Source organism: Spirosoma utsteinense (assembly GCF_014282275.1).
Lineage (GTDB): Bacteria > Bacteroidota > Bacteroidia > Cytophagales > Spirosomataceae > Spirosoma > Spirosoma utsteinense.
In genome coordinates this window covers 139,447-162,416 of record NZ_VFIA01000001.1, presented here as the reverse complement: position 1 = coordinate 162,416, position 22,970 = coordinate 139,447, and the positions used below count along the sequence as shown (strand labels likewise).

Annotated in this window: 20 protein-coding genes; 10 read left to right on the top strand and 10 right to left on the bottom strand. The window is 54.0% G+C overall.

Going from position 1 to position 22,970, the window contains the following annotated elements; all coding sequences use genetic code 11:
- Nucleotides 1-7: 7 nt before the first annotated feature.
- Nucleotides 8-1,627: an NAD(P)/FAD-dependent oxidoreductase gene (locus tag FH603_RS00610; protein ID WP_186734985.1), complete on the top strand. Its 1,620-nt coding sequence runs from the start codon at nucleotides 8-10 to the stop codon at nucleotides 1,625-1,627.
- A gap of 63 nt (nucleotides 1,628-1,690) precedes the next feature.
- Nucleotides 1,691-2,320, top strand: coding sequence for an NUDIX hydrolase (locus FH603_RS00605; RefSeq protein WP_186734983.1), 630 nt, complete (start codon nucleotides 1,691-1,693; stop codon nucleotides 2,318-2,320).
- 5 nt (nucleotides 2,321-2,325) lie between these two features.
- On the opposite strand, the gene FH603_RS00600 is transcribed toward FH603_RS00605, so the two are convergent.
- The 3 genes from FH603_RS00600 to FH603_RS00590 are packed head-to-tail and all read right to left on the bottom strand — an operon-like array spanning nucleotide 2,326 to nucleotide 6,214.
- Nucleotides 2,326-3,813 carry a TolC family protein gene (locus tag FH603_RS00600; protein ID WP_235985300.1) on the bottom strand — a complete coding sequence of 496 codons (1,488 nt, stop codon included), beginning with the start codon at nucleotides 3,811-3,813 and terminating at the stop codon, nucleotides 2,326-2,328.
- Nucleotides 3,810-5,168, bottom strand: a complete 1,359-nt coding sequence (locus FH603_RS00595) for an HlyD family secretion protein (RefSeq protein ID WP_186734981.1) — start codon at nucleotides 5,166-5,168, stop codon at nucleotides 3,810-3,812. Before FH603_RS00595 ends, FH603_RS00600 begins: the two co-directional genes overlap by 4 nt.
- 56 nt (nucleotides 5,169-5,224) lie before the next feature.
- The gene (locus FH603_RS00590; protein WP_186734979.1) at nucleotides 5,225-6,214 is read right to left on the bottom strand and encodes an ABC transporter transmembrane domain-containing protein; all 990 of its coding nucleotides are present in this window, start codon (nucleotides 6,212-6,214) and stop codon (nucleotides 5,225-5,227) included.
- 116 nt (nucleotides 6,215-6,330) lie between these two features.
- Between FH603_RS00590 and FH603_RS00585 the strand changes: the two genes are divergently transcribed.
- A complete protein-coding gene (locus tag FH603_RS00585; RefSeq protein ID WP_186734977.1) occupies nucleotides 6,331-7,038 on the top strand; it encodes a TetR/AcrR family transcriptional regulator in 708 nt (235 codons plus the stop codon).
- On the opposite strand, the gene FH603_RS00580 is transcribed toward FH603_RS00585, so the two are convergent.
- The gene (locus FH603_RS00580; protein ID WP_186734975.1) at nucleotides 7,006-7,215 is read right to left on the bottom strand and encodes a hypothetical protein; all 210 of its coding nucleotides are present in this window, start codon (nucleotides 7,213-7,215) and stop codon (nucleotides 7,006-7,008) included. The two genes, FH603_RS00585 and FH603_RS00580, sit on opposite strands and share 33 nt — an antisense overlap.
- A gap of 229 nt (nucleotides 7,216-7,444) precedes the next feature.
- Between FH603_RS00580 and FH603_RS00575 the strand changes: the two genes are divergently transcribed.
- The 3 genes from FH603_RS00575 to FH603_RS00565 all read left to right on the top strand — a co-directional run bounded on the left by FH603_RS00575 (nucleotide 7,445) and on the right by FH603_RS00565 (nucleotide 12,685).
- Nucleotides 7,445-8,575: an efflux RND transporter periplasmic adaptor subunit gene (locus tag FH603_RS00575; RefSeq protein WP_186734973.1), complete on the top strand. Its 1,131-nt coding sequence runs from the start codon at nucleotides 7,445-7,447 to the stop codon at nucleotides 8,573-8,575.
- 102 nt (nucleotides 8,576-8,677) lie between these two features.
- Nucleotides 8,678-11,830 (top strand): efflux RND transporter permease subunit, encoded by a 3,153-nt coding sequence (locus tag FH603_RS00570; RefSeq protein WP_186734971.1) that lies wholly within the window; start codon nucleotides 8,678-8,680, stop codon nucleotides 11,828-11,830.
- A 15-nt stretch (nucleotides 11,831-11,845) separates the two neighbouring features.
- Nucleotides 11,846-12,685 carry a maleylpyruvate isomerase N-terminal domain-containing protein gene (locus FH603_RS00565; RefSeq protein WP_186734969.1) on the top strand — a complete coding sequence of 280 codons (840 nt, stop codon included), beginning with the start codon at nucleotides 11,846-11,848 and terminating at the stop codon, nucleotides 12,683-12,685.
- A 74-nt stretch (nucleotides 12,686-12,759) separates the two neighbouring features.
- On the opposite strand, the gene FH603_RS00560 is transcribed toward FH603_RS00565, so the two are convergent.
- The gene (locus tag FH603_RS00560) at nucleotides 12,760-13,578 is read right to left on the bottom strand and encodes a PepSY-like domain-containing protein (protein WP_186734967.1); all 819 of its coding nucleotides are present in this window, start codon (nucleotides 13,576-13,578) and stop codon (nucleotides 12,760-12,762) included.
- Nucleotides 13,579-13,643: 65 nt separating this feature from the next.
- Entirely contained in the window at nucleotides 13,644-14,366 is a 723-nt protein-coding gene (locus tag FH603_RS00555) for an SGNH/GDSL hydrolase family protein (RefSeq protein WP_186734965.1), read from the bottom strand.
- Nucleotides 14,367-14,547: 181 nt separating this feature from the next.
- Between FH603_RS00555 and FH603_RS00550 the strand changes: the two genes are divergently transcribed.
- Nucleotides 14,548-15,156, top strand: coding sequence for an RNA polymerase sigma factor (locus FH603_RS00550; protein WP_186734963.1), 609 nt, complete (start codon nucleotides 14,548-14,550; stop codon nucleotides 15,154-15,156).
- Nucleotides 15,146-16,918 (top strand): hypothetical protein, encoded by a 1,773-nt coding sequence (locus FH603_RS00545; RefSeq protein ID WP_186734961.1) that lies wholly within the window; start codon nucleotides 15,146-15,148, stop codon nucleotides 16,916-16,918. The genes FH603_RS00550 and FH603_RS00545 overlap by 11 nt, the downstream gene beginning before the upstream one ends.
- Before the next feature lie 85 nt (nucleotides 16,919-17,003).
- On the opposite strand, the gene FH603_RS00540 is transcribed toward FH603_RS00545, so the two are convergent.
- The 4 genes from FH603_RS00540 to FH603_RS00525 form a co-directional block, all read right to left on the bottom strand.
- The gene (locus FH603_RS00540) at nucleotides 17,004-18,311 is read right to left on the bottom strand and encodes a PQQ-dependent sugar dehydrogenase (RefSeq protein ID WP_186734959.1); all 1,308 of its coding nucleotides are present in this window, start codon (nucleotides 18,309-18,311) and stop codon (nucleotides 17,004-17,006) included.
- A gap of 96 nt (nucleotides 18,312-18,407) precedes the next feature.
- The gene (locus FH603_RS00535; RefSeq protein WP_186734957.1) at nucleotides 18,408-18,800 is read right to left on the bottom strand and encodes a DUF3471 domain-containing protein; all 393 of its coding nucleotides are present in this window, start codon (nucleotides 18,798-18,800) and stop codon (nucleotides 18,408-18,410) included.
- 19 nt (nucleotides 18,801-18,819) lie between these two features.
- Nucleotides 18,820-19,245, bottom strand: a complete 426-nt coding sequence (locus tag FH603_RS00530) for a GNAT family N-acetyltransferase (protein ID WP_186734955.1) — start codon at nucleotides 19,243-19,245, stop codon at nucleotides 18,820-18,822.
- A 12-nt stretch (nucleotides 19,246-19,257) separates the two neighbouring features.
- On the bottom strand, nucleotides 19,258-20,205 hold the full coding sequence (locus tag FH603_RS00525; RefSeq protein WP_186734953.1) for a threonine ammonia-lyase: 948 nt from the start codon (nucleotides 20,203-20,205) through the stop codon (nucleotides 19,258-19,260).
- 78 nt (nucleotides 20,206-20,283) lie between these two features.
- On the opposite strand from FH603_RS00525, the gene FH603_RS00520 reads away from it, so the two are divergent.
- Both FH603_RS00520 and FH603_RS00515 read left to right on the top strand, forming a co-directional pair.
- Nucleotides 20,284-21,225 (top strand): sugar phosphate isomerase/epimerase family protein, encoded by a 942-nt coding sequence (locus FH603_RS00520; RefSeq protein WP_186734951.1) that lies wholly within the window; start codon nucleotides 20,284-20,286, stop codon nucleotides 21,223-21,225.
- An 84-nt stretch (nucleotides 21,226-21,309) separates the two neighbouring features.
- Nucleotides 21,310-22,950 (top strand): aldehyde dehydrogenase (NADP(+)), encoded by a 1,641-nt coding sequence (locus FH603_RS00515; RefSeq protein ID WP_186734949.1) that lies wholly within the window; start codon nucleotides 21,310-21,312, stop codon nucleotides 22,948-22,950.
- Nucleotides 22,951-22,970 lie beyond the last annotated feature (20 nt).

Genomic DNA, 22,970 nt, shown 5'->3' with positions numbered 1-22,970 from the left:
ACTGACTATGATCCATCAACTTTCGGTAACCCTACCCCCCGAACTGGCGTATGACGACGCAGCTTTTCGGGAACAGGCGTTACGCTCGCTGCACCTCCCCACCGACAGCACCGCCGTTGTGCGCAAACGTCGGCAATCGGTCGATGCGCGGGGACGACAAATTCGCGTCCATGTCGACGCCGACGTGTTTGTGGGCGAACAACCGCCAGCACTTCTTCAGTATAAAAAACCACAGGTTGATGTCAGCCGGGCACCACAGGCCATTATCGTCGGTGCCGGACCGGCGGGCATGTTTGCCGCCCTTCGGCTGATCGAACTGGGCATCAAACCCATCATTCTGGAACGCGGTTCCGACGTGCGGGCCCGTCGGCGGGATTTGGCGGCTATCAACAAAGACCATATCGTTAACCCTGAATCGAACTACTGTTTTGGCGAAGGCGGGGCAGGGACCTACTCCGACGGGAAGCTCTATACGCGATCAACCAAACGGGGCGATGTCCGGCGGATTCTGGAGATATTCGTAGCGCACGGAGCGACCGATGAGATCCTGGTCGACGCCCACCCGCACATCGGCACCAATAAACTTCCTCAGGTCGTAGCCGACATGCGGGCCAGTATTCTGGAGGCCGGCGGTGAAGTCCGGTTCAATACTAAGGTGATCGATCTCATCCTGGAAAAGAAAGAAATCCGGGGCGTTATCACCAGCGCCGGCCCGGATGCGCAGCCCGAGGAAGTGGCCGGTATCGGCGTTATTCTGGCGACGGGACACTCGGCCCGGGATATTTTTCATCTGCTCCACGACCGCAATGTGACCATCGAAGCCAAGCCGTTTGCCATGGGCGTTCGCATTGAGCATCAGCAGTCTCTGATCGATCAGTTCCAGTATCACCGCCCTGATCGCGGAGACTACTTGCCGGCTGCGTCCTACAGTTTGGTAACACAAACACGTTTTAACGGGGTAGAACGGGGGGTGTTTTCGTTTTGTATGTGTCCGGGCGGCTTCATCGTTCCGGCCGCCACGTCGCCCGGCGAGTTGGTTGTCAACGGAATGTCGCCCTCGCGCCGGGACTCGAAATATGCCAACTCGGGGCTGGTCGTTGCCATTACCGATAACGACCTCCGCCCATATGCCGACGAAGGTCCACTGGCGGGGTTAGCCCTCCAGCAGGAACTCGAACGCTGGGCTTGCCGGGCTGGTGGCGGAACCGATACCCTTTCGTCGCAAACAGCACCGGCCCAGCGTGTGGCCGACTTTGTCGACGGGCGTATTTCGGATACGTTGCTGCCAACATCCTACCAGCCGGGCCTGGCTTCGGTAGACATGTATGACGTGTTGCCCGATCACATTGCACAGCCATTACGGCAGGGTTTGCGTGACTTTGGCAAAAAAATGCGGGGCTACCTGAGTAACGACGGACAGTTGATTGGTATCGAAAGCCGAACCTCCTCGCCCGTTCGGATTCCGCGGCACCGCGACACCTGCGAACATGTGGAGGTACAGCGGCTGTTTCCGTGTGGGGAAGGCGCGGGGTACGCGGGAGGCATCGTCTCGGCCGCAATGGATGGGGAGCGTTGCGCTGATGAATTGGCGAAATTATACAAGGCAGGAGGCCGGGGGCTTCGGTAAACCAGCCTGATGAGCCGGTTAAACGCGCAGTCGACCGCCACTTACTTACAAAGGATGTTATTTATGATCGACACTTCGTTCCATACATTCACCGAAGACCTGCGTCGCCGGTTACAGCAACCCCTACCGGGCGAGGTGGCCCATAGCAAAATGGCGGCTGCGTCGCGCTACCGGCTTGGCATCAAACCCAACGAGCGAACACGCCGGAGTGCTGTGCTGATCTGCTTTTACCCCTACCAGAACTCCATATACCTGCCGCTCATTCTCAGGCCGCAGTACGATGGGGTTCATGCAGGACAGATGGCCTTTCCGGGTGGACGTATGGAACGCATCGACGAAAACCTGACCCGAACCGCCCTGCGCGAAACGCAGGAAGAAGTAGGCATTCGGGTCTCGGACGTGAAGGTGCTGGGCCTACTGACAGAGCTGTTCATCCCACCCAGTAATTTCTACGTACAACCGGTAGTTGGCATTCTCCCTTACCGACCGGATTTTTACCCCGACCCACGCGAGGTAGAAGCCGTTGTTGAAGTTGAACTCAATACACTGCTGGACGAAACCATCGTGGGCGACAGTCAGGTAGAAGTTCGCGGCACCTTGGTAGACGCCCCCTATTACCAGATTCAGGAATACCGTGTCTGGGGGGCTACAGCTATGATGATCAGCGAATTGCTGGTAGTACTGGAATCGTAACCAGCTTAACGATCAGCCTGCCCGTTCGTTCCGGCAACGAAGTAAAGCTCAGCTATCGCTTTCTGGTATTTTGTTTTCAACTCCTCCCCTTTCACCTGCAAATCGATCAGTTTCGTCTCGCGGGCATTGATCAGGAATAAAGAGCTTTCGCCCAACTCGAATTTCTGTTGCTCAGCCTGTAGCAGCAGCTGTTGATTCTGAATCGTCTGCTGCTGAACGGCCACTTGCCGGGCCAGGGTCTGGAGCTGGTTATAGGCCGACTGCACCGTGTTGGTGATGTCGCGGCCCGTTTGCAGCTGCTCCAGCTGCACCTGCTGATTTTTGACCTGCACTTCCCGCAACTTGCCCCGCTCCTTTCGCAGAAACAGCGGAAATACCAGGTCCATACTGACCTTGTAGTTCTGCGGGCGAAATGAATAATAGCTATTCCAGCTGTAACGGATATCCGGGTTGGGGGTTTCGCTGAGCAAACTGGCATTGAGCATCACCTGCGGCTGAATCATAGCCCGCCGGAAGCGTTCTTCGAGCGTAAGCTGCTGGGTTTTGACCGCCAGTTTAAGCAGGTCGGGATGCTGCTGGTTTGCCCAATCGAGCAGACGCTGTAGCAGGGTATCGCCGGGTGCGGTGAGCGAGGGTTGCTGGGGCAGTGCCGTTGCCGGCAGTTCTACCGGCTGGCTGGCGGTGTTCCATAAAAAGGTGTTGACGCGAAGTCGGGCGTTTTGCTCATCAACTTCGGCTTGCTGGCGCTGAACAAGCCGGTCCTGCACCGTAATGAGGGCTTCGGTTGTGTCGATGGTAGCCGCATCACCCAGCAAGGCACGTTCGCGCAGCGCCTGAAAGCGCCGGTCGGCCAGGTCATAGCCTTCGGTAATGAGTCGCCGTTGCTGGTGGGCAAAGAACCACTCCCAATACGTTTTTGCTGCGTCGAACAGGGTTTTGTTAACCAGCTTCATACGGTCAGCTTCTGCCAGATTCTGCGACAGCCGGGCTTGCCGAACTGCATTCCGCCGGGCATCGATCAGCAATCCCTGCCCAACGGGTACACTCAGCCCAACACCGGTCAGGCCCGACTCAGGCGTCCGTTCTTCGGGGTTAATATACCGACCACGGGTGCTGTTCCGGTCATACGAAACGTTCAGGTCAATACCCCCCAGCCAGATCGGCACCGCCAGTTTGTTCTGCCAGTGATCGAAATACAGATCCCGACCGAACTCCTTTCGATCGTAATAGGATACCAGTTTAGGGTCGAAAGCACCCCGCGCCTGCACCAGCACCTGCCGGGCCTCTTCGCCGAAGAGATTTGCCTGTTTTACCAGGGGATGATGCTGACGAATCAGCTCAAAAAACACCGATGCCGGAAATACGGTGGTGTCAGGAACCTGAGCGGCTTCTACCCTGATCGATACGTCGGTTGCCGATTCCTGAAAAGCCGGAACTGCGCGAATCGGAGTACTCAGCATCAGACACCAGGTACCAAAAATCAATCCTTTCATTTTTTTGCTCCTTTTTCATCCGATGGCTCCTGTTGCAGGCTCGGTGGGAAGCCATTCAACTGCCGCCAGAGTTCATACCAGATTGGTACATTATCAAGCATTACCCAACCATAGGCACGTGACCCTACCCGTAGTTGTTTTGGCCAGGGTTGGTCACCTTTGGTTGGCTTGGGCGTCACCAGCAGGCGATAGCTACCGTTGGTATTACTTACCGCATCAATCACGGCTACCTCGCCCCCAAAGGTACCAACCGCTACCAGCGGCCAGCCGGAGAACTGCACGGCAGGCCACCCATCGAATTCAATTCGTACCGTGCGACCCCGCTGAATCAGCGGTACGTCCATGGCCCGGACAGCCAGATCGACGGCTATCTGCGGACTTTCGGGTTGCAGTGTCACAATGGATTCGCCCTCTTTGATCGTCTCCCCTATCCCCGCCTTTAACGACCGAACAACATAACCGGACTGCGGGGCGCGTACTACATAAAGACCCTGACGTACAGTGACGCTGCTGATTTTATTACGAAGCTTTGCAATTTCACCATCGGCTTCGGTCCGGTACGACACCGCCGAACTGCGGTCGGAAAACGTTTTAGCTGCTTTCTCCTCGTAGTCGGCCTGGATCGAGCCCAGATCGAGCCGGGAGTTGATAAGCTCTTGGCGGGACACATTGAGTTTGTTCTCCTGAGCCACCACTTTAGCCACATCCTCCTGCAATTTGAGTCGGCGGGTTTCAAGATCGGTCAGCGAGAACAGCCCGTTTTTGTACCCCTTCTCGAAGCGCTCCAGCCGATCGACAGCAATCCGGTAGTTCCGCTGAACAGCTACCAGATCGGCACTGTCGCTGAGTACCTTGAATTGACTTTGACGAACTTTATTGCGCGCCGACTCCAGTTTTACGCGGACGCCTGTTTCCAGCGCCCTCAGTTGGTTGTCGAGGGCTTTCAGCTTGGCGTCGGTAGCCGTCAGACTTCCCTGCTTGGCTGTCAGTTGTTCGCCCAGCCGCTGTTGCAGCTTCGGGTCGAAATACTCGTCTTTAATATCGGAGATAACCAGCAGCGTATCGCCTTTTTGCACCAGCTGCCCTTCGCGCACGTTCCAGCGCTCGATCCGGCCGGGAATGGCGTTCTGTACCGTTTGTGGGCGGTCCTGTGGGGTAAGCGCCGTTACGGTACCCTCGCCGTTTATATTCTGCTGCCACGGTAAAAACAGAATACTAATACAGAAAAGTAACAGAAAGAGCATCCAACGGCCCATTTTTTGGCCGTTATTCGGTTGCTTCAGCGTCCGTAATGTCCGGAGCGGGTATTTATCAAACAGCGCTTCATCTACACGCTGATTGGACAGGTTAAGCATAAGGTATAATGATGAGTGGTGAATACTGTGCGATACATGCTTAACGCAAAGTATGGCTAATCATTCACCATGGGTAAGTCGGTAACAGTCCCAATTTTTTCAACAGCTGTCAGCAGGTCAAATACGGTATCGATGCCTGACATAAGCTTATCAACTGAGCTCGTTATCAGAACTATTACGAGTTCAGCCGCCACAAATTGCCCTAGTGTCATATCGCGTCCGACAACCAGCACCGTCCCGATAATGAGCAGCCCCCCGGTGACGGCCATTTTAAACGCCACCCCGTAGTACAGAATCTGTTTCAGCACACCAAAATGCTGCTGCCGATGCTCCAGATAGGTAGCCACCAGCCCGTCCATATGATCGATAGTCTCGACCTGATCGTCGCGATGCCGGAACGAGGGCAGGTCCCGGGCAATATCTTCCAGCCAGGCTACTACCTTGTATTTATCTTTCGACTCACTCAGGCTGGTACGCAGTCCCTTCGGACCGCTTATCAAAACCAGTGCAACAATGGCTATCAGTGTAAACAAGCCAAACGCCAGAAAAACCGGGTGGTAAAACGACAGCAGGATGATCCCTAAAATAATCTGTACCGAAGCGGCTGTCAGATCGATCAGCAACTTGGGTAACCCTTTCTGAAGCGTCAGCACGTCGAAGAACCGGTTCATCAATTCGGGCGGGTAATAATTGCCAAAGCTCTCGGGCTGTATACGGGGCAGGCGGTAAGCAAATTCAAAAGCAGCTTTCGCAAAGATCCGCTGCTGTAATACTTCAACCAGAACTGTCTGTCCGACAAGGAGCAAACCCGCGATCAACACACCCGCTATGACCAACCCGATCATCACATAAATAGAACTGAATACAAGCCCGCCCGACACCAGATTAAATACAGCCTGGATACCCAGGGGTAGCGACAGGCTTATCAGGCCAGTCATGATAGCATACAGGTAAATATAACCGATATCCTTTTTCTCGTTGCCCAAAAGTCGAATCAACCGCCGTAACGGCGATGGTGGTGGTGCTTCAACTGCTACTGTAGCCATAATAAGTACTAGTATATTCGATAGCTTTACTATCTTTAATGCAAACTTAACTTTTATATCTGAAAGTGTTTTTACCTTGCAGAAAATTTTACCCGAACGGTTAGCACACAGGATTAATGGAATACTCCGTACACGTCCGCATGAATGAGCGGCTTTTTCTTCGCGACCCGGATGGATCTGACTTAGGCCGACGGATCATTCGCCAAAGCATCCTGCTATTCGATGAGGTTGGTTTTGAAGATGCCACCTTTAGAAAACTAGCCGAACGCATGGGGACGAAAGAAGCCAGCATCTACCGGTATTTCGAAAACAAACACCGACTACTGGTGTATTTGGTGGCCTGGTATTGGCAATGGATTGATTTTCAGCTTGTCTTCAGAACCAATAACCTCACCGATCCACATGAAAAGCTGGAACGACTGCTGAATCTGCTGTTGCTGAAGGATCTGGATCAATCCATGACCGACGATCTGGACCTGAAGGCGCTACACAGCATTGTGATTCGGGAGTCCAGCAAGGCTTATTTAACCCACCACGTTACCGAAGACAACCGACAGCATCTTTTTAAGCCTTATAAAGATTTGTGTGCGCGCATTGCAGGAATCATTCTGGAGCTTCGGCCTGATTATCCCTACGCCCGGTCGCTGGCCAGTTCTCTGATCGAGACGATCCATTACCAAACGTTCTTCATGCAGAATCTGCCCTCGCTTACTGACTTCGGGCCAATTCCTGCCGGACAACATACACACCCCGGCAAACTCATTGGGTTTGTCCGGCATCTTTTATATGCATCACTTGGCGCTCCTATACATAATCAGGATTAACGCTTCCTGCCAATAAGTCCGTATGGCATTTTTGCCCGGCGATCCAACACGCCGGATACGGGCTGACTTAGCTAGTTTGCGGTCCTGGTTTTCTGGCAAACCCGCCTGGTTGCGCCATTCGGTGCTATCGACAAACGTCAGGTTCGTGGCTAGCGGCTCCGTGCGGACTGTATGCAAGTAGAGCCGTTACCTTTCTTTATACTGCCAAAAGGAATCTTCCAGTTAATTTATACCTGCAAATCAGTATCCGATTGCAGAATCATTTTGCGCAACCCGCGTAAAATTAGTCGATGATTGGTCCTTTGTTGATTGATATACGCGGTAACGGTCATAGCTTTGCGGGTTAACAAACAATAACGGGCGTCATGCCGTTAAAATCAAGTTCCTCCCTGCAAAACGTTACACTGTGAAAAGATGGATTGCTATCGGCCTCGTCGTCCTGGTACTCGGCGGGATTATTGTGTATAATAAGGTATTACATCCGGCTCCCGGCGCTGGTCCCGGTGGTGGAGAAAAAGGGGGCGGTGGCAAAGGTGGCCCTCCCGGTGCAACGAAAGGACAAACCCTTTCGGTTAACGGCTTCGTTGTGGAAACCCAGCGGCTTAGAGAAGACATTGTGTCCAGCGGTTCGCTGTTGGCCGCCGAACAGGTAGATATCTACCCCGAGATATCGGCGCGTATTACGCAACTCAACATCCAGGAAGGGCAACCCGTAACGAAAGGTGCGTTACTGGTCAAACTGTTCGACGCCGACCTGCGGGCTCAGTTGCAGAAATTACAGGCCCAGGCCGATAATGCCCGGCGCACAGAAGATCGGAATAAGCAACTGCTGGAACGTGGTGGTATCAGTCAACAGGAGTATGACATTGTAACAACGAACCTGCGCTCATCGCTGGCCGACATTGAACTGGTGAAAGCCAACCTCCAACGAACCGAAATTCGGGCTCCCTTCTCCGGTGTTATCGGGCTGCGCAACGTCAGCAACGGAGCTGTTGTATCGCCGAGTACGCTGATTGCTCGTCTACAGCAGATTACGTCACTGAAGCTCGATTTCTCAATACCCGAAAAGTACGGGCAATCGGTACGAAACGGCAGCAAAATTTCGTTTTTAGTCGATGGCTCCAGTCAACCGAGTCAAGGCGTTGTTTACGCCATTGAGCCGGGTGTGGAAGAGCAAACCCGTAACCTGCGCATCCGGGCGCGCATCAATAACACAACGGCCAAGTTCAGACCGGGTACGTTTGCCCGGGTAACGCTGACCATTCAAAACGAACAAAGTCTGGTGGTGCCTACGCAGGCGGTTATTCCGCAAACCCGTACGAATCAGGTCATCCTCGTTAAAAATGGAAAAGCTGTTTTCAAGGATGTGAAGACCGGCCTCCGCACAGCAGGTTCCATTCAAATTCTTTCGGGTGTAGCCGAAGGAGATACTGTGGCAACAACGGGATTGTTATTTCTCAAACCTGACGCAGCGGTAAAAATAGGGCGCGTTATAACACTGCCTAACAGCAATCCTAAAGTAGCCACGGCCAACTAAAACGTAGCCCTGTTCCAGTCGCTTGGTGAATACTACAACGAGCTGGAGTGTACCTGAACGCTATAATTCTACAACGTTACCTTTTTACAATCCGTCAACACAATGAGCCTACCCGAATTAAGTCTCAACCGGCCCGTTTTTGCGATGGTGATGTCGATCGTCATCGTTCTCTTCGGGATCATCGGTTTCACCTTCCTCGGTGTTCGTGAGTACCCGGCCATTGACCCACCGGTTATTTCGGTGCGGACCAACTACACGGGTGCTAACCCCGACATTATCGAGTCGCAGATTACCGAACCCATCGAGAAATCGCTGAACAGCATCGAGGGTATCCGGACGATTACGTCGAACAGTTCGCTGGGCGCGAGCACGATTACCGTCGAGTTCAACCTCGATGCCAATCTGGAGCAGGCGGCCAACGACGTGCGGGATAAGGTAGCTCAGGCGCAGCGGCAACTTCCGCAGGATATCGACGCTCCTCCGGTCGTGACCAAAGCGGATGCCAACTCCGAACCGATCATTTTCATGACCGTCCAGAGCACGACCCGTAACCCTACGCAGTTGTCGGACTATGCGGAGAACGTTTTGCAGGAGCGTCTCCAGACGATTCCAGGGGTAAGCCAGGCAACGATCTATGGGTTGAAACGGCAGGCCATGCGTCTCTGGATCGACCCGATCAAACTGTCGGCCTACCGCCTGACAACCCAGGATATTCAAACCGCTCTGACGGCACAAAACGTCGAGCTGCCGGGCGGTAAAGTATACGGTAATACGACCGAGCTAACGGTTAAGGCGGTAGGACGTTTAACAACAGAAGAAGATTTTAACAACCTGATTCTACGTCAGACCAATAGCCAGATCATCCGATTTAAGGACATTGGCTACGCAACCCTGGGTGCTGAAAACGAAGAAACGATCTCGAAACAGAATGGGGCGGTGGGCGTTATTCTGGTCCTGATACCGCAGCCCGGAGCCAACTATGTCAGCATAGCCGATGAATTTTACAAACGGTTCGATCAGCTCAAGAAAGACCTGCCAAAGGATATTATCGTCAGTATTGGTATCGACCGCAGTATCTTTATTCGCCGGGCGATTGAAGAAGTAGGCGAAACCCTGCTGATATCGTTCGTACTGGTCGTTCTGGTGATCTATTTCTTCTTCCGAAACTGGCTGATCGCCTTCCGACCGCTGATCGATATTCCGGTATCGCTCATTGGCGGGTTCTTTATCATGTATGTGGCCGACTTCAGCATCAATGTGCTGACCCTGTTGGCCATCGTACTGGCCACGGGTCTGGTTGTGGATGATGGTATTGTCGTTACCGAAAACATCTTCAAGAAGGTTGAAGCAGGTATGGAGCCTACACAGGCAGCTAAAGAAGGCTCCAACGAGATTTTCTTTGCTGTGCTGGCTACCAGTATTACGCTGGCGGTCGTGTTCCTGCCCATTATTTTTCTGGAAGGGTTTGTTGGTCGTCTGTTCCGGGAGTTCGGCATTGTCGTTGCAGGAGCCGTATTGATATCGGCTTTCGTTTCACTGACCTTGACACCCGTATTGAGCGTTAAGATGACGAGTAAGGACCCGCACAAAAAATCGTGGTTCTACAAGAAAACGGAGCCCTTCTTTCAATGGCTCGATGATTCGTACCGAAGCTCGCTCAATAAGTTTGTGGCCAAACGAGGTTGGGCACTCGTCATGATCGTTGCCTGTCTGGCAATGATTTTCGGGCTGGGGTCGTTGCTAAAATCTGAGTTGGCTCCACTCGAAGACCGGGGCCGTACCCGGATCGTGATCACCTCGCCGGAGGGTACCAGCTTCGAATCGCAGGCGAACACAACCGACCGGGTGATGCAGATGATTCTTGATTCTGTTCCTGAAACGCGTCTGGCCTTTAGTGTGGTAGCCCCCGGCTTTTCGGGTGCCGGTGCCGTAAACTCCTCCTTCGTTATCGTCAACATGAGCGACCCCTCCGAACGGAAACGGTCGCAGCAGGAAATCGTCGACTACCTGACCAAAAACCTGAAGAAGTTTACTGAGGCCCGGATGTTTCCTACCCAGGATCAGACGATTCAGGTTGGCCGGGGTGGTGGCTTACCTGTACAGTTCGTTATTCAGAACCTGAACTTTGAGAAACTTCGGGAGAAACTACCTGCCTTCCTGGATGAAGTACAGAAAGACCCCACCTTCCAGAACTCGGATGTCGATCTGAAATTTAACAAACCGGAACTGAACATCAGTATCGACCGGGAGAAGGCAACCAACCTCGGCGTGTCGGTGCAGGATGTCGCGCAGACGCTGCAGCTGGCGCTCAGTAACCGACGGCTGGCTTACTTCCTGATGAATGGCAAGCAGTATCAGGTGATTGGGCAGGTTGACCGGGATGACCGGGATGCACCGGTAGACCTCGGTTCGTTCTACGTGCGCAGCAGCGAGGGAGAACTGATTCAGTTAGACAATCTGGTGAATTTCCAGGAAGTAAGCAGCCCCCCGCAGGTCTACCACTACAACCGGTTTAAGTCGGCGACGGTGTCGGCGGGTCTGGCTCCAGGAAAAACGGTTGGCGACGGTGTTGCCGCCATGCAGGCCATTGCTCAACGTACGCTCGACCAGACTTTCCAGACGGCACTCTCCGGGCCTTCCCGTGACTATGCCGAGAGTTCATCGAACACCCTTTTTGCGTTTGGTCTGGCACTGATACTGGTTTACCTGATTCTGGCTGCCCAGTTCGACTCGTTCATCGACCCGTTAATCATCATGATAACGGTTCCTCTGGCGCTGGCGGGTGCAGTATTCTCCCTCTGGATGTTTAACCAGACGCTGAACATTTTCAGCCAAATCGGCATCATTATGCTGGTTGGACTGGTCACCAAGAACGGTATCCTGATTGTTGAGTTCGCGAATGAACAGCGGCTGACAGGTAAGAACAAGTTCGAAGCGGCCACCGAATCGGCCGCCCTTCGCCTGCGCCCGATTCTGATGACAACGCTGGTGGCTGCCTTTGGTGCCCTCCCCCTCGCTTTGGCCCTGGGTTCAGCGTCGAAGAGCCGGGTTCCGCTGGGTATCGTGATCGTAGGTGGTTTGCTGTTCTCGCTCGTCCTGACGCTCTATGTAGTGCCAGTCATTTACACGTATATGACGCGCCGGAAAGACGTTGAGCCGGGTGATGAAGGGCAACACCAGCGCCCCCTGCCACAGCCCGAAGGCAGACCGACAGGTGATACCACAAAGCCTGAGGAGATGGAAGTTCGGGTTTAATAGCCTTTGCCTGTCATGCTCCCTACGCCTATTTACCTGACGGAGCTTTTCCCGTTGCTCGATCAACGCCTGATCGAGTTGTTGCGTAGTCTGTCGGCCGCTGATTGGCAGCGTCCGACAGTTTGCCGGGGCTGGTCCGTAAAGGACATTACGGCTCACCTGCTGGACGGAAACTTTCGCCGGATTGCCATCAACCGGGATGGCTATGAGTCACCCGAGAAGCCGGTCATCGAATCCTACCAGGATTTGGTGAACCATTTGAATCAACTGAATGCAGAGTGGGTCAAAGCCACCAGACGCTTAAGCCCGAACCTGCTGATCGACCTGCTGGAACAAAGCGGGCGGCAGGTTTACGAAGCATTCTGCCAGCTTCCACCGCATGAAACCGCAACTTTCTCCGTAGGCTGGGCGGGTGACGAAACGTCCGAGAACTGGTTCGACATAGCCCGTGAATACACAGAGCGGTGGCACCACCAGCAACAGATCCGGCTGGCGGTCGATCGGCCGGGCGACTTATTGAGTCAGCCTTTCCATTACCCGCTACTCGATACGTTCATGCGCGCCTTACCCCACACCTACCGCCATACTGCCGCCCCGACGGGTTCCGTTGTTCAGGTTACCGTTTCAGGCGAAGGGGGTGGCGTCTGGCAGTTACTTCGCCAATTCGATGCCTGGCTATTGACGGGTCAGTCCCGTGAAATAGTCCCAACGGCATCGGTTAGTATCGATGAAAAAATTGCCTGGCGCCTGTTCACAAAGGGAATTGGTCGTTTGGACGCACTACCCTACCTGCATTTTGGCGGTGATCGTCGGTTAGCCGAAAAAATACTGGATATGATCGCCGTGATGGGCTAAGGTCGGCCCCAGAACAAAAAACAACAATGGTCCGACTGCTTGCGCTGTCGGACCATTGTTCATTATTTACTACCCTACTTCTTGGTTCGAACGCTGACGAAGGCCCCGTTGGCATCGAACAAAAGGAAATAAGGAGTGTCGCCCTGCGTGATCAAAACGGCATAGATGGTCACTGCGTCGCGGGTTGTAACCTGTTCAGCCCGCACGAAGGTATACCCGGCATAATTGGCAGTCAGGTAATCGCGTGTGGGTTGCAGTAACTTATCCTGCGTAATGGAGGTAGCCGCCCCCTTAGGACCATGCCCACCCGGACCGCCCTTGCCCCCTTTACGCTCCAGCAATTTACCCGTTGCGTCAAAATTAAGGTGAATTATGGTAGCGTTCTGGGTGATCGTCACTTCATAATACAGCACGACTCCTGCCGAATCGGCCCCTTGCTCGGCCATGCCAAAGGTGTACCCCGAATAGGTAGTGGTCAGGTAGTCCAGAATAGTCTGTGGCAGTTTATCCTGCGTAATCGTTGTTTCATTGGCTTCTTTATGACCAGGGCCACCCTTACCGCCCCGACCCGGTTGAAGAACACCACTGGCGTCGAAATGCAGGTGGTACCGAACCCCGCCCTGTTCAATCACAACCGCGTAAAATGTAGCCCCAGCCCGATCCGTTCCCTGTACACCCTGTACGAACGTGTAACCGGCGTAGGTTTTGGTCAGGTAATCGAGTACCGTCTGCGGCAATTTGTCCTGGGTGATTATAGTGCCCTTGCCAAATCCATCGACTGCAGCACCCCGCGCCGAAGCCGTGGTTTGATCGTCTGGCTGCACTGTACTGTTCTTGTCACAGGCCGTCAGCAAAGTCGCTGCCAGCAAACCCATCATAAGTTGTTTCTTCATGGCAAATCAATTGAAAAAGTTAAAAATTTTGACCGGTACAAGTAAATGATTTAGTCGATATAAGGTCAGTTTCGGTTAGTGGTCTGGACAGTAACGATAGTAGGTGCCGATTGATAGAAGTCGAACAGAGCCCTGCCTAAAAGCTCATGGCTGACAGCGTTGAGGTGATCCGGGTCGCCCGTTAGAAAATACTCGTCCCTTGGCTCAACAATGGCCTGTGTATCGAACACACTGAACGTCTGGCTTATCTCTCTTCTCCGCAACACCGAACGAGCGCGAAGGCTTGACCATTGGCCCAGCAGGGTACGGCGGGGAAATGGGCTCATGAGCAACACATTATGGCGAAAGGGCCGCAGCATCGCCAACAATTTTGTCAATCCCCGGGGACCGCCAAGTCCGGGCATAACTGAAAGTGCGATGTCTGCAAGTGTGCGGACCGTCTGTTTGATCCGGTGTAGCTGCACCGTACGCCCAAGGTTGCGACTCAACCCGGGTCCTTTCAGGATTGACGGTCTTGTTGCCATACCGTTGTGGGATAGCCCGGCACCCAGATACTTCCGGGCCATCAGATCAGGACCCAGTTGCAGCACGATCAGGTCATAGCGGCTTAAGGGTAGTCGGGCCAGCAGGGCGGCTGTCTCCCATACGGTTAGATGGGCATACGCGTCAACTGTAACAGATCGGCCCGTACGGCATAAGTGTTTTATAAAATGGCCCGCATAACTAAGTTGCCGTCCTGGCAACCCATATCCACAGCTGTGTTCATCACCTAATAACAGTACATTCATCACACGCTATAAACGGCGCTTATACATCCGTTTTTCGACCATACGTCCAGGATCCGGCAAACGTGGCAACGGCAAATAATTTAGTTTGTAAACCCTCGTGCAACACTACCCGGCTCTTATGCGTACTACCTTTATATCACGGGCTTTATCCTATAGGCGATCCTATAAATCTGACTGAACCTTGTTCTTCAAAAAGACGTCTACCTTCACCGACAATGATCTCCCGAGCATCATAAGGGCTTGTCGTGTCAATGATCCACGTGCGCAACGGACATTGTTCAAGCAGTTTTTTGGCTATGCTAAAAGTATTTGCCTGCGCTACACGTCCAGTGTCGAAGAAGCCGAAGATGTGCTGAATGAGGGGTTTCTGAAGGCTTTTCAGCATATGGAAAAGTACGATGAATCGTTACCCTTCAAAGCCTGGTTACGCACGATCCTGGTCAATACAGCCATTAGCCACTACCGTCGAAACAGCCGGTTCGATCAGCATGCCAGTCTGGATGCGGGCGAACAGGTTGCCTTTAACGATGACATCGTCGATAAAATGGCTGCCGAAGAAATCCTCGCGCTGGTTCAACAACTGACTCCCACCTTCCGAACGGTATTTATGATGCATGTGGTGGATGGCTACAGCCTGCACGAAATAGCGGGCCTGCTCGAACACAACGAAGCCACCGTTCGCTCTAACTTTGCCCGCGCCCGGCAGAAGTTACAGGTACTCATCAAACAGGCGTATCCGCTCCATCCTCAAACCGGCTCAGCCGCTCCTATCCAACATTATGAAAACTGACCGATTTAGCGATAGTATCCGGCGGAAACTGGAAAGTATCCGGCCAGATTTCAGCGAGAAAGACTGGGCACGCATGCAGGCTTCGCTTCAGCAGGCAACCCCGCCCCCATCGTCTAGCTCGCCCACGGCTCACCAGCCGTTTTCAGGTAGCGCCTGGTCGACTCAGCCGTGGCTGATGGCCGCAGCCGCCGTTAGTACAGTGGTGTTGATCAGTGTGGCGGTATGGCAGCGGTCACAGATCGCGCAGTTGCGGCAGACGGTTAGTCAGCTGACCCGGCCACAAACGACGCAGCCTCTCCCAACGTCACCCGACGCTCTTCCTTTTCCAGGGAGCCAGGCAACGAATGGCCAGCCGGAAGCAGTAGCCGGGCCTCTCAAGGAGTCGGCTAGCCGCAGCCAGAATACACCCAACCAACCCGATACAGTCTATGTGACGCGGTATGTAACGGTGCCCGACCGTTTACCCCAAACAGCGGCAGGTGAGCGATCCCTGAACAGGCGCGACGAGCGCGACATGCCCGTTCCTGAGCAGAACCGGTCACTAGCTGACCAACAACAGAAAAGGGCTACCCGATCAACACGACCCGATCAGGATACAGACGTAGCCAGCACAGAATTACCTGATAAAGAAAATACGGCGACCGAACCGGCAGCTAAACCCGACGTGGCACGTGTACCAAACCGCCGGTCAGAAACGGCCGAAACGGTCAGCGATGAGGCCGGGAAGCTCTCCACCCCTTCGGAGCCTGTAACGAACGAGACTAGCCGTATGCCGGTCAGTAAAAGTCGCTCAGCGCGTCGACTGAATGAAAAAGAGGGCAGACCACTCAAAAGTACACCGCTGGACGGCGTAGCCAGTCGTAGAAAACGGGGGCCGACGGCTGGTTCTGACCTGAATCTGGATGGACAAGTTACCAGCGGTACAACCACTAACCCCAACAGGGCAACGGACGAACCAGCACCGGAAGTCCCGTCAGACGCCACAACGGGCCTGCCAGCAGCTACGTATGAACTTACAACGAGCCGGCCGGTAACGATGGGACGGGTAGACTGGGACCGGGCGCTGGCTGTTCGGGCCAGGCGTATGCGGCCTGCCCGAACCGCTGTAGTAAGTGGCATAGCACCAACCGTAACCAGGGTCGAGCCGGAAAGTCAGCCAGCCAGCAAGGTAGCGCTTGGCTTTCGGCTGGGTGCCGGTATGGAAGTCACAAAAGCGGTCCTGAGTGGCGACATTCGGGGTGAACTGCTCATTGGCAGTCACTTTACCCTGGGGGCAGGCCTGGGGATGGCCCGCTATGAAGGCGGTACCTTCCGCAACGAAATTGAGTTCAACCACGACAACCGTCGGGACTTCAGACGTGATTTCGCGTCTGTTCTCGACCGAAGGCCTATTAAGAACATCAAGGACATTAGCACGCATACAGAACGGTTACAGGTACCCTTGACACTGGGTTACCGGATTCCGGTCAGCAAGACGCTTAGCGTATTGCCTTCCATTGGTACTACGCTCAATTTACAAAGCAGAGAAATGATCGCGTTCACCCACTTCGAGCCATTCCTTGGCTTCGCAGAAACTACCGGTTTGATTTCCCGACCCGTTGCGCTACTCAACAGCTTTACGCTGGGAGCCGGGATCGAATGGCACCATCGGCACTGGGTTGCGCAGGCAGGACCGATGCTGGCTATTGCGGCTACACGAGACTTTCATTGGCAGCAGGGTAAATCAGCCGGGCTGCGTGCCCGCCTATTCTACCAGTTTTAAGCGTTAGTTGAAACGAGCGATGGTCACGATGGAGAGAGGCTTAACCCTTCTTCATCGTGACCATCGCTCGTTTCAACTCCTTATGTTAGTTGGCTGCAATCCGCCAGATACGCCCGGCCGCATCGTCGGCTACCAGCATCGAGCCATCAGGCAGAACCGTTACGCCCACCGGCCGACCATATACATCTTTGTCTTTACCCGCCACAAAACCTGTCAGGAAATCCTCAGGTTTGCCGGGCTTCCCGTTTTCAAATGGGACGAAGACTACTTTATAACCCGAGAACTCGGAACGGTTCCATGAACCATGCTGACCAATAAATGCTCCGTTGCGGTATTTAGCCGGGAACGCGGTTCCGTCGTAGAAAGCCAGACCCAGCGAGGCTGTATGTGATCCCAGGGGAACGTCGGGCGTGACCGTCTTTTTAACGAGATCCAGACGCTCACCTTTCCGGCGAGGGTCTTCATGCTGACCAAAATACGCATAGGGCCACCCGTAAAAAGCGCCTTCTTTTACACTCGTCAGGTAATCCGGCACCAGGTCGTCGCCCAGTTCGTCGCGTTCGTTAACGGCGGCATACAGCGTATTCGTGGTAGGTTGCCAATCCATACCCACGGGGTTACGCAACCCACTGGCGTAGACGCGTTCTCCGGTACCATCGGGATTGACTTCGAGGATATTGGCCCGGCGTACTTCGTTTTCCATTCCATTTTCGCCGACGTTACTCCCCGACCCTACCGATATATAAATTTTCTTACCGTCGGGACCAGCCAGCAAATTACGTGTCCAGTGGTTATTGTAGCCACCTGCGGGCAGTTCAAGTATTTTTTTACCGGGGGCCGTGATCTTCGTCTGCCCCGCCTGGTAGGGGTATTGCATCAACCCATCGGTATTGGCCGCATAGAAGCTATTACCCAGCACCAGCATGCCAAAAGGCTGATTAAGCCCTGTAATAAACGTTTCCCGCACATCCGGCTTACCATCTTTGTTGGTGTCACGCAACAGGGTGATCCGATTGGCACTTTCGCCGGAAGGTTGTGATTTATTTTGACCCGATACCGCCGAAACTACCTTTTTCTTGACGGTTTTAGGTTCCGTATTGGCTTCAGCGACGAAAACATCGCCGTTAGGAGCAGCATACATCCAACGCGGGCTGGTCAGATCCCGGGCATATTCAGTTACCGTAAACCCCTCGGGGGCCTGGGGCGTCTTACCCTCGCTCCAGCCTACGACATTACTGTACCGAACGGATGATTTTGTCGTGTACGGAGCTGGCAGATTTACCGCTTCACTGGTTGTCGCTACGGTCGTCCCTGTCTGTCCTTCTTCTTTTTTCGGCCCACAGGCCGCCATCATCGCGATCAGAGCGACGACTACTATTGGTTTCGTTTTCATTGTTGAGTATGATCTATAAAAAAATGGGTATTGTAAATTGAATTCAGCTGTTACGCAGTCGTCCATGCTACAATAACCATTATTTACAGGATCAGGTTACGGATTCTCCTTATTAGCTACTAATTCGGAACCCTGTGCGGCCAGGGTAAGCCCCGTCACTGTCTTTTTGGCTGTATCCCGCACAAACGTAATGATTGAGCCATACGAACTGGTCGACTGATACGTGTCCGTCTTAGCCTGTTTAACAAGCTTGTTTTTACCAAAGGTGTCGGCTTCGCCGTATAATTCGCCTTTGTCGGCAGAGACCGTAAACTTCTGGATCGGGCTGCCCGATGGGAACGTGTAGGTACCGGAATAGTCATTCAGGTTGGCCGAATCAGCAGATACCACCGGAACAGCCGTTGCGGGCTGCGTTTGGGCGTTCGACTGAACGACGGAGGCCATACTCAGCAGGCTGATTAGCAGACCCGCATACAGAAAAGAGTTCATACGCTTCAACGGTTTAGTTTCAGGTCAAGGTTAACGAAAATTTGGCATACGGTATCGGCCCTTTATAGAATACCTCGCTAACGGGCTCCATGCCAAACCGTTTGTAGAAATCGGCGGCATCGAGCCGTGCGTCGCACCAGAGCCGGGTGGCGTTCATCCGGCGGGCTTCTGCTATGACGTGGCTGAGCAGGCGGGTGCCGATCCCCGTCCGCTGACAATCGGAGCGCGTGGCAAATTTCCGAAAACGTGCCTCTGTCGGCCTGGTGTCTCTCTGATCGACGAACAGGGAAATGACCGCCACCAGCTCATCTTCCCGGAACGCACCATAATGATGGCCTTCGTCGTCAGTATCGATTTTTACGTAGTCGAGCGGTTTGTCGGGCCAAAGTACGGCATGACGAAGCGGGTAGGTCTGTACCGGCGTAATCGGCTGAATAGTGATCATGGGTAGTATGTATCAGAACGGAAGTTTCCCCAGATCGACGTTGCCACCGGTCAGGATGATACCAATTTTCTGGTTGGCAAACTGGTCGGGGTGTTTCAGCACCACTGCCAGCGGCACAGCACAGGACGGCTCTATAATGATTTTCATCCGCTCCCAGATCAGCCGCATAGCCGCAATGATCTCTTCGTCCGATACGGTCAGTATATCGGTCACGTGCGTTCGGATGATACCCAGCGTCCGGTCGCTGAGCGAGGTCATGAGCCCATCGGCGATGGTGTCGATAAAAGGCGCTTTCTCCACGCGCCCGCTCCGGAAAGACAGTATGGCATCGGCCGCTCCTGCCGGCTCCCCGGCAATAACCCGGGTAGCCGGCGACAGGTAATGCGTGATCAGGGCTGTACCGCTCAGCAGGCCACCCCCGCCAACAGGAGCCAGTATCAGGTCGAACCCAGACTCCTGGCCGAAATCTTCGATCAGTTCTTTGGCCGACGTGGCCTGTCCGGCAATAACACGATCGTCGTCAAACGGGTGAACCAGTACAGCCCCGGTGCGCTCGATCACCGCCCGTACCCCGGCTTCACGGGCTTCGAGCGTTGGCTCACACTCGATGACCTCAGCTCCATAGCCCCGAACGGCCGCTTTCTTAACCTCGGGAGCGGTACGGGGCATAACAATATAAGCGGGCATACCTACCTGCCGGGCCGCAAAAGCAACTGCCTGCGCGTGGTTACCCGACGAATGGGTCGTTATGGCTGTTCCCTCCCGGTTAGCAGCCACCTGCAAAACGGCGTTCAAACCACCCCGTGCCTTGAAGGCCCCGATTTTCTGAAAGTTTTCACATTTGAAATACAAACTGGCATTGGCTTTTTCATTAATCGTCCGGTTTGTCAGAACAGCTGTACGATGAATATGGGGCCGGATTCGGTCGTGGGCCTGCTGGATGGTGTCGAGTGAAATCATTGGTTATGGTATATACGATTTTGAGTTCGTAGTTTAGCACTCCAAAGTCATAAACTCAAAACCTACTCCTTATTCCCCATGAAAACTGATCGCCGTTCCTTTATTAAACAGGCTACCGGAGCTGCTGCCGGTCTGGCGCTTATGCCCGCAGCTTTCGCTGAAATAACCAAGAAAAAAATGTTCTTCGATATCTCGCTCGCCGAATGGTCGCTGCATAAAGCCTTGTTCGCCAAAAAAATCACGAACCTCGACTTCCCCGCTATTGCCAAGAAAGAGTTCGATATCAGTATTGTGGAGTATGTAAACCAGTTTTTCAAGGATAAAGCCAACGACACGGCTTACCTGAACGATTTGCTGGCCCGCTGCAAAGACAATGGCGTTTCGAATCACCTGATCATGATCGATGGCGAAGGCGGACTAGGTGACCTCGACGCAGCGAAACGCCAGAAAGCGGTCGACAACCACAAGAAATGGGTCGAGTGTGCTAAATATCTGGGCTGCAAAACCATCCGGGTCAATGCCCACGGCGTTGGCGCATCGGCCGATGTGATGAAGAGCGCGATCGATGGTCTGGGAAAGCTGGGCGAATTTGCGAAATCCTCGAACATCAACGTGATCGTTGAAAACCACGGGGGTTACTCGTCCAACGGCGAGTGGCTGGCGAGTGTGATGAAGCAGGTAAACATGAAAAACGTGGGCACCTTACCTGACTTCGGCAATTTCTGCCTGCGCCGGGCCGATAATGGCACCGAGTGGGGGGGCGATTGTGTTGAAGATTATGACCGCTACAAGGGCACAAAGGAAATGTTGCCCTATGCTAAAGGCATATCTGCTAAAACGCACGACTTCGATGAACAGGGAAATGACAAGCTCGTCGATTACATGAAGATGATGAAAATTGTCAAGGACGGTGGTTTCCGGGGTATTGTCGGGATTGAATATGAAGGCCAGACAACCGATGAGTACGAAGGAATTCGCAAGACGAAAGCGCTCCTGGAACGTACCGGCGCTATGGTATAATGGCTTTTAGAAACACCGGGCAGGCTGCGACGTGGACTATGTCGCAGCCTGCCCGGTGTTTACCTATAAAAACGACTCAATTACATGCAAGCAACTTATTTCACCGCCAGTTTCATCGGTAACGAACCGGTTTCAGGTGATGGCGACCTTTTTCAGGCCCTGGCACCCGCCCAGGCCCAAGTTCTGGAAGACGAATTTACCAACGTTTCTAATGAGCAGGCCAATAGAGCCGTCGAGAAAGCGGCAGCCGCTTTCTCAGCCTATTCAAACTTACACCCCCACCGGCGCGCCGATTTCCTGGACGCCATAGCCGTTGAAATTGACGCCATCGGCCAGGAGCTCATTGACCGGGCCGTCCTCGAAAGCGGCCTGCCTACAGGCCGTATTACGGGCGAACGGGGACGCACCACGGGTCAGTTACGGATGTTTGCCAACCTGCTCCGCGAGGGGTCATGGGTAGATGCCCGCATCAACACCGCCCTTCCCGACCGAACACCGGTACCACGCGTAGACTTACGGCGGATGCTGGTTCCGCTGGGGCCTGTAGTGGTCTTTGGAGCCAGTAACTTTCCCCTCGCTTTTTCGGTGGCTGGTGGCGATACAGCCTCGGCACTGGCGGCAGGCTGTCCGGTAGTTGTCAAGGCCCATCCCTCCCACCCCGGCACGTCGTCGCTGGTGGGGCAGGCCATCGTAGCCGCTGCGGAGAAAACCGGCATGCCGGACGGCGTCTTTTCGCTGGTCCATGCCGATAACGACGTAGCACAGGCTCTGGTCGCACACCCTGCCGTAAAAGCCGTTGGTTTCACAGGCTCACGGGCTGGCGGGCTGGCTATACAGCGGGTAGCCAACGAGCGCCCCGAGCCTATTCCCGTTTATGCCGAAATGAGTTCCGTAAATCCGGTGGTGATATTACCGGGGGCGCTGGCGCAACAGGCAGAAACGGTGGCGGCTGGCTTAGCGGCCTCCGTAACGCTGGGTGTCGGTCAGTTCTGTACCAACCCCGGCCTTACTTTCCTGCTCGACTCAACCGAACCTGATGAACAGACAGGTACGTCAGCCCCGTCGCGTCAAACCGAACAATTTCTGAGTACGGTGGCTGAAAAGATAAAGGCATCGTCACCGGCTACGATGCTTAATGCAGGAATCCATAAAGCGTTTCAGAAGGGTATCCAGCAGATTCGGGTGATTCCCGGCGTGCATCTGCTGGCCGAGAGCGAAAGCGAACCCAGCGATGACCGAACCGAAGGGCGTCCGGCCGTACTGACCACTACGGCTCAACTCTTTCTACTGAGTCCCGATATGAGTCATGAAGTATTCGGACCGAGTTCGCTGATTGTCGTCTGCCATACGGAGGCTGAACTAGCCGAGTGTCTGAACATGCTGGAAGGCCAGCTAACGGCGACACTCTATGCATCGGAGGCAGAATTAAACCAGTCGGCCTATAACTGGATCGAATTGCTGCAACGTAATGTTGGCCGGATATTGTTCGGGGGCTTCCCGACGGGCGTAGAGGTGAGCGAAGCCATGACACACGGGGGACCATTCCCGGCCACAACAGACGGAGGGCGCAGCACCTCTGTCGGGACCGGAGCCATCCTGCGTTTCGTTAGACCTGTCACCTACCAGAGCTTCCCCAACACGCTGCTGCCGCTGGCGCTACAGAACGAAAATCCGTTGGCGATCTGGCGAAACATCGATGGTGAACTAACCAGGAAGAGCCTTTGAGTTGACGACTGTGTCAGGTA